At 55.1% G+C, this 12725-nt stretch carries 9 protein-coding genes and 1 pseudogene; 5 read left to right on the top strand and 5 right to left on the bottom strand.

Annotated elements, in window-relative coordinates:
* Nucleotides 1-105 precede the first annotated feature (105 nt).
* Entirely contained in the window at nucleotides 106-1167 is a 1062-nt protein-coding gene (locus SH573x_RS20885) for an EamA family transporter (protein WP_479349705.1), read from the bottom strand.
* A 265-nt stretch (nucleotides 1168-1432) separates the two neighbouring features.
* Between SH573x_RS20885 and SH573x_RS20880 the strand changes: the two genes are divergently transcribed.
* Nucleotides 1433-2590, top strand: a complete 1158-nt coding sequence (locus SH573x_RS20880; protein WP_479349704.1) for a PDZ domain-containing protein — start codon at nucleotides 1433-1435, stop codon at nucleotides 2588-2590.
* Between the two features lie 136 nt (nucleotides 2591-2726).
* Here SH573x_RS20880 and SH573x_RS20875 read toward each other — a convergent pair whose 3' ends face one another.
* Both SH573x_RS20875 and SH573x_RS20870 read right to left on the bottom strand, forming a co-directional pair.
* Complete coding sequence (locus SH573x_RS20875) at nucleotides 2727-5258, bottom strand: multiheme c-type cytochrome (protein ID WP_479349703.1); 2532 nt, start codon at nucleotides 5256-5258, stop codon at nucleotides 2727-2729.
* Entirely contained in the window at nucleotides 5258-5491 is a 234-nt protein-coding gene (locus SH573x_RS20870) for an FmdB family zinc ribbon protein (RefSeq protein ID WP_479349702.1), read from the bottom strand. The genes SH573x_RS20875 and SH573x_RS20870 overlap by 1 nt, the downstream gene beginning before the upstream one ends.
* A gap of 348 nt (nucleotides 5492-5839) precedes the next feature.
* Between SH573x_RS20870 and SH573x_RS20865 the strand changes: the two genes are divergently transcribed.
* From SH573x_RS20865 to SH573x_RS20850, 4 genes are all read left to right on the top strand, one after another.
* On the top strand, nucleotides 5840-7018 hold the full coding sequence (locus tag SH573x_RS20865) for a class I SAM-dependent rRNA methyltransferase (protein ID WP_479356777.1): 1179 nt from the start codon (nucleotides 5840-5842) through the stop codon (nucleotides 7016-7018).
* 28 nt (nucleotides 7019-7046) lie between these two features.
* Nucleotides 7047-8654: a Na+/H+ antiporter gene (locus SH573x_RS20860; protein WP_479349701.1), complete on the top strand. Its 1608-nt coding sequence runs from the start codon at nucleotides 7047-7049 to the stop codon at nucleotides 8652-8654.
* Between the two features lie 32 nt (nucleotides 8655-8686).
* Entirely contained in the window at nucleotides 8687-9103 is a 417-nt protein-coding gene (gene arfB / locus SH573x_RS20855) for an alternative ribosome rescue aminoacyl-tRNA hydrolase ArfB (RefSeq protein ID WP_479349700.1), read from the top strand.
* A gap of 389 nt (nucleotides 9104-9492) precedes the next feature.
* A complete protein-coding gene (locus tag SH573x_RS20850) occupies nucleotides 9493-11181 on the top strand; it encodes a prenyltransferase/squalene oxidase repeat-containing protein (RefSeq protein WP_479349699.1) in 1689 nt (562 codons plus the stop codon).
* A gap of 142 nt (nucleotides 11182-11323) precedes the next feature.
* Here SH573x_RS20850 and SH573x_RS20845 read toward each other — a convergent pair.
* Nucleotides 11324-12163 (bottom strand): annotated as a pseudogene (locus tag SH573x_RS20845) (IS3 family transposase); the annotation flags it as partial.
* 20 nt (nucleotides 12164-12183) lie between these two features.
* Entirely contained in the window at nucleotides 12184-12480 is a 297-nt protein-coding gene (locus tag SH573x_RS20840) for a transposase (RefSeq protein ID WP_479349698.1), read from the bottom strand.
* Between the last annotated feature and the right edge of the window lie 245 nt (nucleotides 12481-12725).

Here is a 12725-nt window from a genome sequence, read left to right as displayed (position 1 = left end):
CGCAGACGAGGCGTTCAGCCTTCGTCTGCGGGAGGGGGCATTGCGCTACGTAAGACACCTGCGGTACTAACTAACCTTCACTGCCCAGACCCCTCCCGAATCTCGCTATGGCTCGATTCGACCTGCCCGAGGCGAAGCCTTGGGGGGGGTGACTGCACTTTTGCGTTTCGACAAAGTTATCAGGGCTACGCCGACGATGATGACGGCCGCGGCTAAGAAGATGCGTGGGCTAACTTCTTCGTTCAAGATCAACCAACCTAAAAATACCGCCACTATCGGATTGACGTATGCGTAGGTAGAAACCAACGTGGGTGAACAGTGCTTGGTCAGCCAAACAAAAGTAGTGAAGGCGATGAGGGATCCAGCCACGAGCAAGTAGCCCCAGGCCAACCAAGACTCAACCGAGATGCTCTGCCAATTCCATTGGGATGGTTCGCCCAACAGCATACCGCTCAGTCCCAGCCATATCCCTCCGCCGAGCATCTGAATGGCAGCACCGCTGAATGGATCAGTTGGGCGGCTGACTTGACGCGTGGCAAACGTGCCGATGGTCCAGCTGATGCAAGCCACTAATAAAGCAGACAGTCGCAGTGGATCAAGTTTGCTGGAATCGGGTGCCCACATCGACGGCCCCACCAATAATCCCAGACCAACAAAGCCCAGGAACAGTCCTAGCCATGTCAGGCTGTGGGCGCGGGCGTAACCTGAGCTCGCACCGAACTTCGACCACAAACCGGCGGCCAATATCCATTCGCCCATGACCACAAATAATGGGTTGGTGGATATGACCAGTGTGGCAATACCTGAAGGAACCTCTTTCTCCGCCCACACCACCAGGCCATTGCCGCCCAAGAGCATAAACGCACCGATGATCACGTTGTCACGCCACTGTTTGCGATCAGCTTGAAAGCGCCCTCGTATCATGAGGAAGGTCATCAGGATCGTGCCGGCCATTATAAACCGCGAGCTGGCCATCAACATCGGGGGCATTGTTTGCACTGCAACACGTATGGCCAAGTACGTGGAACCCCAAACCAAGTAGATAGCCAAGAAACCTGCGACCAGAGCGGGCAACGATGGTTGAGAGTAACGTGCGGTGGTTGCTTGCAACTGCGTATGCGCAAGCTCCGCACTATCACCAGCCTGCTCCATTGTCGATCGTGCCATTTACGTACTTAATTTAAGTGCTGATTTCGCGTTTGGAGCTAGTACGTGGCTCAAATCGCCGAATCGGCTGTGTTTAGTTGTAGTCGAACATTGCCAGATAGTTATTGCCGCCGACCAACTGTCCTGCAATGGCACGCTGCTTGCCTACTCTTTTAATCGTGTTCCGCAGGCATGAATGCCTGCTGATTGCGGTCGACGATACATCATGTCGCGCGTATTGCAACCAGAACGTCATAGACAGCTTTTCATGAACAGAGGTTCGACGATGAAGAAAATTATGCTAGCCACATTGGCTACGGCAAGTTTGTTGGCTACACCTGCATTGGCGCAGTTGGACGTAGGCGGCGCAATATCGGGCGCAATCAGGGGCGCCACAGGTGGTAACCAGGCTGGCACTACTGCAGGTGCTCAAGCAGGCACCCAAGCCGGCGCAAATGCTACCGGCGTGCTGCCGGGCGGTACGGTAAACTCGGGTGCTCAGGTGGGCGCTCAAGGTACAACTAATCAAACCTGGCTGGGACGCGTCGGTAACGACCTGCGCAATGCGATTCAGCCCGGAGCCAATGGCTCGTTGCAATTGCAAGACAATGTAAATCCATCGCTCCAGCAGTACGGTTTCCGCTCCGGTGACCAAATTATAGGTGCCAACGGTCAACCGCTGACGCAAGCCCAATTCGATCAATATCTCCAACAGAATCAAGGCCAAGTCCGCGTCTTGCGCAACGGTCAGACGGTTGTGCTGGGCGGAAACGCAGGTTATCAACAGCCAGGGCAAGTCTACGGACAGCAGGGCCAAGTCTATGGACAGCAGGGCCAAGCCTATGGACAGGGTCAAGCATATGCTGGTGGACAGGCACATAGTGGCTCCAGGAACACTGGTCGTCAACGTTTCGGCATCACGATGAATCCATCCAAAGATGGCGTAGTCGTCTCGGCCGTTACCATTGGCAGTCCAGCATCGAAAGCCGGCATTCGTCCGGGCGACCAGATTATCTCGGTCAACGGACAAGCGGTGAACAATCCTAACGACATGATTCAGTTAGTCGGCAGCGCCGAAGCGAATGATAATCTTGACGTCCAGTTCACACGTCAAGGCCAAGAGATGCAGAGCCAGGTAGTCTTGGCCAGTGCCACCAATATGCAGTCCGGTGGAGCCTATCAAGCCGGTTATGCTCAAGGCATGGACGGTCAAAGCGGTTCCAACAGCGGCAGCATGCAACAGCGTTTAGACAAGCTCGAGCGCATGGTTCAAGAACTACGCGACGAACTACGTCAACAACGCGGACAATCGTCCGGCAATAGTAACGAGCAAAACGGCGAAACCACCAACAGCGGTGATTCCAATAGTGGAGATAGCAACAGCAGCGACAGTGATGGCGCTAACAACCCTCCACAACCACCGGCACCACCAGAAAATAAGTAGCCAAATACGTAGCCGAACTCGCCAGAGTTTGGATCAGCTAACCGAATACTCAAAATCCGTTGTGCGGGTGAGTGATGAGAGGACACCCGGTTCAACTTAGGTTGAGCCGGGTGTTTTAATTCATCATCTATCGAAGCTATGGCACTCGCCGTTTGATCTCATCCATAACTGCTTGCACTTGAGCCTCGAGTTGAGGCGGTGTAATCCTCTGCATGCGTGCACCCCATTCTTCCGCAACGTTCCATTGTCTTTGCGCTTTATAGAACAGGACAACGGCCTGCGTGTATTCAAAGCTGTGTGGCTCAAGTTCCGCAGCCTTCAGAAAATGGTCGATCGCTTTCTCTTTCTGGCCGTCCAAGTAGAGTGCTTTGCCGTATGCAAATTGTAGTTGTGCAGCCGATGGCAAAAAACTAACGTCGCGGGCAATCAGCGTAAGTTCTTCTTTGCGCAGTGCATCAATCTCAGCCACAATCGGTGACTCTGCAGGCGCGGCGGCACCGCGCAATTGAGCTGCGAGGTTAGCATCCAGGAGGGCAGCCAGGTTGGTGCGCGCACCCGTGACACCCGGCTCAACGCGAATCGCATCGCGATAGTGACCGATAGCCGATTGCAAGCGTCCTTCTTGTTCCGCCATTGAGGCTAGGAACAGATGCGCCCCGGCGCGGTCGAAATCATTCTTGACACCCGTCAAGATCTCGCCGGTCACATGCCGCAGCCGCGGAGTCGCACCTAGGGGATGTTGTGACGGTGGAAATTGCAGCAGGTTGCGGGCGGCTGCAGTGCGCACCACTCGCACTGGATCGTTCATTGCTTGTGCCAGTAAACTGGCGCTCTGCATGGGGCTCAAGTTTCCCAACAGCGCATCACAAGCCGCTGCGCGAACGAGCGGGTGTGGGTCGTCGACCATCGTCGTGGCCGCTTGACCGGCGGCGGCGAAATCGACTTCACTGAGCGTTTGCAACATGGATGCGCGAGCGATCGCTGGGACTTCGCTCGTAGGTTTGCCCAACCAACGCAAAAGTTCGCTCGTCGCATTCTCGGCATGGTTTTGACCAGCGGCAATCGCCTGACCGAAGTGTTCTTCGCGGCGACGTTTGTCACCGTACCACTTGTCACAAGCCTCGTCACACCAGCGATTGGCCCGCTCCAGTTCCGCTTGGACTTCTTGATCCCCTTCCCTGGCCAACGACATCCAGTCTTGGTAGAGCTTCAGTTGATCGCGTTTGTCGACTGCCACGTTATCGAGTTTCAGGTGACACCCTGTGCATGCGTTGGGTGTACCGATCTTCAAGCTGAGATCGGGGCGTGGAACTCGCAGGCTGTGATCGTGTCGCGCGTCGACGGCCATGTAGGTCGTGGGTGGCATGTGGCAATTAACACAGGCAGCCCCTGGCGTGCCGGGTTGATGGAAATGATGCGCTACGCTGTCGTATTTGGCCGTGGGATGCTGATGACATGATGTACAAACCTGGTTGCCATCGTGTTTCAGCCTGGCAGTATGCGGATCGTGGCAATCGGTGCAGCGAATGCCCTTGTGATACATCTTGCTTTGAATAAACGAGCCATGAATGTAGTCTTCATCCAAGACCTGGCCATCAGGATAGTACACGCCTCGCGTGAGCAGGTTGTCAGTGAAGTATTCATAGAAGTGATCGCCCGCTTTGAAGCCGGTGGCTACCTGGCTACCGCGGCGACTGTGGCACGGACTGCACGCCTCGATTTGATCTTCTGCCGAGCGTTTTAAATTCGCCAGGCCGTAGCCGCGGCTGCGACTCCAACCGGGAAACCACTGCTGAGCCAATTCGATATGTTTGCTTGCCGGGCCATGGCAGGCTTCGCAACTGACATCGATCTCGCTAAACGTGGTGTGATAACGGAGCGAATTGAGATCGAATCCTTTTTGGAGATTGGTGCTATGACAATCTGCACACATATTGTTCCAGCGCTGCGCCACGCCGGTCCAGTGCAAATCGTCCGTCGGCGCGAGTTTGCCAGCTACGTCAGGCGGATCCAAGTGAAACCACTTCTTGGCCAGCGTATCCCAACTGACTCGCAAAACTTGGACACGCGGCAGTGACTTACCAATCTGCTCTTTAGCTGCAGTTGCAGGATCGTCGCTGGCTCTAGCTTTTTGATTTTTACTACTCTCAATGGCGTTATAGTCAGGTTCGTTAGGCGATGGCGGGACCGAGTCAAACTCGACCATGTATTGTTGAAGTGGGGTGACACCGAAGACGTACTTGATTTCGTAGTCGTGCAACTGGCCGTCTGGTCCTTCGGTATTGATCATGAACTTGTCACCGCGGCGAAACATGCGACTGGTGACACCGTGATGCTGGAGGGTGACCCCTGAGAAATCGCCGAGGACGGTTTGGGGAGTTGCCAAGTCCATAGCTAGGTCGTGGTGCGAGCCTTGGTACTTGTTGACTTCCGCCGCGTGACACTGAGCGCATTGGTCGCGGCCCACGTAGGTTGCCTGGCTGAGATCAAACGGCTTGGACTGACCTTTAGGGAAGCCGATTCCGGGGACCAGCAGCGATCCAAATGAAATCACTCCGACCAGGCACAAACCTCCCAACAACCACCAACGGCCACGCAGTCGGCGTCCGTGGCCGCGCAGTGGAGTGGATTTGGAGGGTGCGGAATTTCGTTTAGAACGCGTTACCACTATTGATCAAACATGCAGCGGCCCGAACCGCATTGAGGACGACCGCAACCGCCACCATCATGACTAGCCACTGGTAACGATCCGGATCCGATGGCCGGTGAGGCGGGGACGGAGAGAAGTTTCTGGAGTTTGATTGAACCGCAGTCGGGGCATTCCGGTTTCTCGGTGGCGTTGCGCACCAAGACCTCGACGTCATGCTGGCAAGCGTCGCAATGAAATTCGTATAGCGGCATAGTTGTATTGAGGTAGCGAGAGTTTCGGGACGTTAACAACACCTCCCATTCTACTGACTCCTGCCTAGGCCCGGTAGCGGAACGCGTCAAGCGTTTCGAGCATTTCGTAGCGGAACGCGTCAAGCGTTTCGGCGCATTTCGTAGCGGAACGCGTCAAGCGTTTCGGCGCTTCTCCCTTTCGCCGCGAATAAACGCGGGCGTCGCCCTGCGATCGAAAGCCTTGACGGTTTCCGCTACAGGACTCACACGCCTTGACAGCTTCCGCTACCCTGCGAAAGGGAAATCGAGTTACAATTGGTGGGTAAACAAAGTTGCTGCCTCGAAAGTCAGGGTAATGTTCGCGTGCGAATGGCAAAAGTAGCAGGGCCCGTAGTGGTTCATCTGCGTAAAGATCTGACGCGCGATATCAAACGCGGGCATCTGTGGATCTATGGAGACGCCATCGATCGTCCACCTGCGGCAAGCGGTACCGTGGCGTTGCTGGTTGATCGTCGTGGGCAAAAAGTGGCATCGGGCATTTATGACCCGCGTCACCCTATTCCGTTGCGTATCTGTCGACAGTCACCGCCATGGGAACTGAACTATCAGTGGTTCGATGAACGCATGCGACAGGCGATGGAACTGAGGCGGGTGATGCTGCCACCACAGACCAGTGGGTATCGCTTGGTCAATGGCGAAGGCGATGGCTTGCCGGGGCTAGTCGTAGACATCTACGCGGACACGGCTGTGGTGAAACTTGATGGCGGCGCTCCGCAGAACTTTTACGACGTGTCGCAAATCGCCCGCTGGCTGGCAGAGAACATGTCGGCAACGACAGTGGTGCATCGCCCGCGCGAGCGCGGACAAGCGGGCCTCTCTGTTTTGGGCGAGTTGCCTTCAGAACCTGTGCCCTTCACGGAAAACGGTTTGCACTTTACGGCTAACGTCGTGCACGGTCAGAAGACTGGCTTCTTTCTCGACCAGCGCGACAATCGAAATTTGATTCGACAATTGTCTGCTGGCCGCAGTGTGTTGAATCTGTTCAGTTTTAGCGGCGGCTTTTCCGTAGCTGCGGGTGTCGGTGGATGTCAGCAGGCGACATCGGTTGACTTGGCTCCGGCGGCCATCGAAGACGCCAGTCGACATTGGCAGTTGAACAACTTGCCGGCAGAAAAACATACAGGCGTCGTCAGTGACGTCTTCGAATTTCTGGAACGCGAGCATGGTGGGCGAACTTGGGATGTCGTTATTTGCGATCCACCTTCATTTGCGCCTAGTCAGCGCACGCGTGGCGCGGCTGAAGAAGCGTATCAGCGATTGGCTACGCTTTCTGCTCGGCTGGTCAGCCCGGGTGGTCTGTTGGCGCTTGCCTCTTGTTCTAGCCATATAGATAACTCAACGTTCGAAGCGGTGAACCTGGCAGGCATCGGTCGTGCACGGCGGATTGCGACGATGATTGCCAATCGTGGAGTTCCGGGTGATCATCCCTCGCCGATGGCGATGCCCGAACTGCGCTATTTGAAGTTTCAGTTAATGCGTCTCTCTTGAGCTGTGATCACAACGGATTGTTCTTCGCATGCAAGCTGTCTCGATTGTTTTGGTGCTGTTGTATTTGGTAACGCTTTTGGCAGTGGTTACCAAAGAGTGGACGATTCCCTATCCGACTGTGATGGTCTTGACGGGATTGGCTGTGGCGCTGGTGCCGGGCTTGCCTGCCGTACAACTGACGCCCGAGTTGGTGTTTCTGATCTTCTTGCCGCCATTGCTGTATGGTGCGGCTTGGAATACATCGTGGTTGGATTTCAAGAAGAACATCGCGCCCATTTCGCTCTTAGCGATTGGTTTGGTGTTACTGACTACCATCCTCGTAGCCTGTGTCGCCAAGTTGTTGATACCGGACATTTCTTGGGCCGCAGCCTTTGCACTGGGAGCCATCGTCTCACCACCGGATGCCGTAGCGGCGACCAGCGTTACCAAGCTGTTGCCCATTCCACGCCGGATCATTGTGATCCTGGAAGGCGAGAGTCTGATTAACGATGCCACGGGCTTGGTCACCTATCGCTTGGCGGTGGCGGCCGCGTTGGCAGCAGCGGCCGGCGAATTTTCGCTGACCGAATCGCTGGTTGCGTTTTTGGAATCCGCGTTAGGTGGAGTTGTAGTGGGACTGATTGGCGGTTGGATGGCCGTGCGCGTTCACCGCTTGTTGGATGATCCGGTCATTGAAACCACGTTGACGCTCTTGACACCTTATGCCGTCTATATGCCCTGCGAAGCCATGCATGTCAGTGGTGTGTTGGCGGTCGTGACATGTGGACTGTACGTTAGTCAACAATCGGACTGGCTGATGTCGTCGGCCACGCGTTTGCATGCCAGAGCGGTATGGGAGAACGCGCTGTTTGTATTAAACGGCTTGACCTTCATCTTCATTGGACTGGGATTGCGGAGCGTAACGGCGGCCATTAGCACCGAGCCTTGGACCGTGACGATTGGCGTTACTTTGGCTGTGTTGGTCGCCACGATTTTGCTGCGCATTGCCTTTGTGTTTGCGATTGCCTATATGCCGCCTTACATGTTGACACAGTTTGGACGACCGAAAGCTTATCCGCATTGGCCGCACGTATGGTTGATCGCTTGGACAGGAATGCGGGGTGTGGTGTCACTGGCGGCAGCCCTGGCTTTGCCGCTACAGTTTCCCAAACGGGATTTGATTCTTTTCATCACATTCGGCGTGATCTTGGGGACGTTGGTCGTGCAGAGTCTGACGCTGCCCGGCTTTATTCGCCGCTTGGGAATTGGTCGACACGGTCGATCGCGGTTGGAACAAGAGTTAGATGCGCGACTGGCGATACTGGCAACGGCGAACACTTACTTGGAAAGTCACGCTGCCGTCAATCAGCAGGGGCTACGCGATCTACAATATTTGCGCGCCCACATCGAATTGCAGGCTGATCGCATCGTTTCCAAGTTGCGTTTGGAACTGGAGGAGGTACCTGTGGACACGGAGGTCTGGATGCAAGGTCCCATGTGCAAGACGCTCTACATCAACACGCTGAATGCTCAGCGCATGCGTCTGCGGCAGTTGGCCCAGGAAGAACTGCTCGACGACGAGCTGACCAGCAAACTGAGGCATGAAATCGACTTGGAAGAAAGCCGGCTGCATTCCTCGTCAGCCATTCACGATTAGATTTTGCTATCGAGATTTGGTAAACTGTTGGTATGGCAAGTATCGAAATCAAAGCCGACCTGGTTATCCCTGACGATCAAGTGCGTTGGACTTATGCGCGTAGTGGTGGCCCTGGCGGACAAAACGTTAACAAGGTCAACAGCAAAGCTACCTTGCGCTGGAAACCGGCCGAAGGATTTCTTTCGGCCGCCGCTTGGTCGCGTTTCAAGAAATTAGCGGCTCGTTATGTGACCGATGATGGCGAAGTTGTTATTGCCAGCGATGAGTACCGCGACCAACAACGTAACATCGACCGCAGTTGTGAAAAGTTGCGCGCGCTGATTCTTACTGCCTTGGTACCACCCAAGCGACGCATTGCCACCAAACCCAGCAAGGCCTCGCGCAAGCGCCGCCTGGACGACAAGCGCCGCGAAAGCGAAAAGAAATCGCGCCGCACTAAGCTGGACTAAGGTGCATCTCGTTTAACCCGTAGCCGCCAGGCGAGGTGCACCCTCTAACCAATCGCTGCGTTTACCTGAGCATCATCGTTTAACCCGTAGCCGCCAGGCGAGGTGCACCCTCTAACCAATCGCTGCGTTTACCGGAGCATCCAGTAGCTACGTGACCTCGCGATGCGATGCCATTCCTTCGGTCCCTAGCCTGCGGCAACGGGTTAAACGATGTAGCCGTCAGGCGAGGTGAACTGTTGATCTCAATGTGACGGTTGTGCGGATAAATAGTTTTAGGCTTGTCCTTCGACGGCTGCGCCTTGTGCGGCGCGTGACCGAACTTCGAACTAGAATAAACCAAGTCGTTTTCTCACTGCTCATTTTCGCTTTTGACGGGCAACTGGCCTTCAATGGCAGGTTCGGGACCTCAGCCACTTTTCGACGTTCCTGTGGATGTAACCAGTGTCTCAACGACTGGCCCGACAGCGCCTGCGCGCAGTGCGACAGTTACTGATGCGGACCGGCCATCAGCCAGTGATGAGACCTTGGCTGACAGCAGTGAAGCTGTCGAGCAGTCGCAGAGATCACGCATACTGGGGCGCGCATTTGAGTTGGTGCGTGCGTTGGCCCGCAATCGATCGGCTCCAGGATTCTTGTTCAGCTTTATTCTGCATACTGGTCTGTTACTGGGGCTGGCGATTTGGACCATCGCTGGACCAGGCAGAGGAGGATTCTCCAGCGGCATTATCGAAAGCCACACAGTTCAACCGGTGGAAGCCGAACTGGAGATGCTGGTCGATCCCCTGTTGGCATCGGGTGCGGTGTCCGAGGATGCTCGCGATACGGCTGACGCCGCAGCACTACTGGCCCGCGAAGCGGATCAGACCACAAACTCAGGTGCTTTGGGAGCCGCGCTCAGCAGTGTGGCGCACGCTACTGACCTTGGTGCCGGTACGGTGGCGCCTGTTACGCAGACAGCAGCGGGACTGGTCAACAACTCGGTTGCCAGCAGTATGAACGCGTCTCTGGCTGCCACCGGTGTTGAAGGTCGCGCGCCAGAGTCGCGAAATAGGCTGGCGATGGAGCGCGGTGGCAGTGGTGAAAGCGAAGCTGCGGTCGAACTGGCGCTCGCGTGGTTAGCTGCTCATCAAAAAGGCAATGGCAGTTGGAGCCTGGTGCATACCAAAGCAGAGTGTGGTCCTTACTGCACACATCCGGGCACGCAGGAGCAGTTTGAACCAGCCGCGACCGGCTTGGCCTTGCTGGCTTTTCTTGGCGCAGGTTATACGCACCGCGATGGCAAGTATGCCGATACGGTCAAGCGCGGTGTTTATTACTTGTTGCAAATCATGGCTCGTACCGACCAGGGCGGCAGCTTCTTGTTTAACAGTCAGCAGGGCATGTACAACCAAGGCATTGCCACCTTTGCGCTTTGCGAAGCTTATCAGTTGAGCAAAGATGAGTCGCTGCGCGATCCTTGTCAGCAAGCGATCAACTTTATTGCCTACGCGCAAGATGATCGTGGTGGTGGTTGGGGTTACTTGCCCGATCGCCCGGGCGACTTGACGATCACTGGTTGGCAAACGATGGCCCTCAAGAGTGCCGATGCTGCGGGGTTATACATCCCTGCTACGACTATCGTACGCATTGATGATTTTTTGGATTCGCAAGGCGATAAGGACAAGATTTTTTATGGCTACGGCGCCCCAGCACCCAAGAACGAAACTTGCACCGCGATCGCCTTGTTGATTCGCATGTTCCGCGGCTGGCCCAACTCCGATCCTCGCGTCTTGACCGCTGCCACCTATTTAGAGCGCCAGGGGGTATCGAGTCATGACATGTATCGCAACTATTACTTAACGCTGATGCTCTTTCATGTTGGCGGTCGTACATTCCAAGAGTGGAATCCTGGGATGCGCGATGCACTCATTAAGACTCAGAGTCAATCGGGGCATGCCAAGGGCAGCTGGTTTTTTGAAGACCGCTGGGGCGACGTGGGCGGCCGCCACTACACCACGGCCATGGCCGCTATGACGCTAGAAGTCTACTATCGCTTCTCGCCACTGTACCTGAACTCAGACAAGCCCTTCGATTTCTAGCTCCACCATTCGAAGTGTCTCCCTGCTAGCAAAGCCCTTAGTTCGAACCGCGCCGATTAGCTAGCGCTCCGCTGAGCCTGTGCTCTGTCCCCGCACACACTGAGGTGGTACCGCTTTTCTGGACAGTCCAGTCTCTTGCGCTTCAGGACTGGGTTGATTCGAACTGGACTGGACTGAGATAGCCAAGAGAAGAGTGCCTTCTCTCGACGTTGTAGTATTCGATGTAGGAAGCTATGTCTTTGAATGCTTCCTTGGTAGTACTGTATTCGGTTATCTCCAACTCTCTCTTGAGTGTTCCAAAGCAAGATTCCATGGCTGCGTTGTCGTAGCAGTTATCTGCTCGAGACATGCTTTGGCGCATGGCTGCTCGTTTCAGGATTTGACGATATTCTTTGCCTGCGTACTGTCCACCACGGTCGGTATGATGGATCAAGCCAAGCGATGGCTGTCTCGCGGTGATCGCGTTGCGCAGTGCGGTTAGCACTAGTTCCTCGGTCATGTCATTACTTAGATGCCAACCTACAATTCGACGCGAGTATGCATCCATCAAAACGGCCAAGTAGCAGTAGTGACATTCAGCACACGGTATGTAAGTAATGTCTCCTACCCACACCTGTCCGATGCCATTTGCGCTTTCACTTAAAAGCAGATTTGGGTTGTATCCTAAGCGGTGCTTACTTTCAGTACTGCGAGGCTTAAATGACTTGGGTTGAATCGCACGAAGTCCCTGCATTTTCATTATCCGACGGGCTTTGCGACGACCGCATTTCATGCCTTTCTCCGTGAGCTCAGTTGCAATTCGACGGCTACCATATCGACGACGATGATGCCTGAAAGCTTCGCGCACCTTAGGCGAGAGAATACGATCCTCCTCATCGCGCTGTGTGTCGTCAGAATTAAGCCACGAGTAGTACGCACTACGGGTCAACTCTAGCACTTCACAGATCTGGGTGATCGGTGCCACTTCCGTCTGTTCAATGGCCTGAACGACTGCGTAAAGCTCTACGAGTCGTTCCGGCCTAAAATACCCAAAGCTTTTTTTAAAATGTCTCGCTCACGCTCCACGCGGTGAAGCTCCGCCTGCATCTGCTTTAGCTTGGCATCCATTGCGTCAGCGACTGGGCCTGCGTCTGTGACCAATTCTTGCTTCCATTTGTACAGCAAGTTCCTTCTGGGGATCCCAAGCCGTTCACAAATCGACGAAGCTGAATGCCCGTCAAGGTGCATTTGTACAGCTTCTTGCTTCAGGTCTTCCGGATAAACTCTTCGCGAATTCTTTAGCTTCTTTTGAGGCTTCATGCCGTCTCCTTAGATTGCTCATTCTAAGAGACTGGACTGTCCGGAAAAGCGGTACCACCTCACACCGAGGCTGGGACGGACCTGTGGTTTGAAGATACATGGTTAGAAGGTGCTGAGCGGCTGAGGACAGCCGCTCTACGAGCCCGCGAGCGGGGACAGACACCGCGCCGATTAGCTAGCGTTGCGTGAGCAGGTGCTCTGTCCGCTCTGTCCCCGTTCGCGCCGGGGGACAGAGCAGGGTAAAA

Source organism: Rania fehmarnensis (assembly GCF_056494185.1).
The sequence above is the reverse complement of the archived record's forward strand: the minus strand, read 5'-3'. Positions and strand labels throughout refer to the sequence as shown.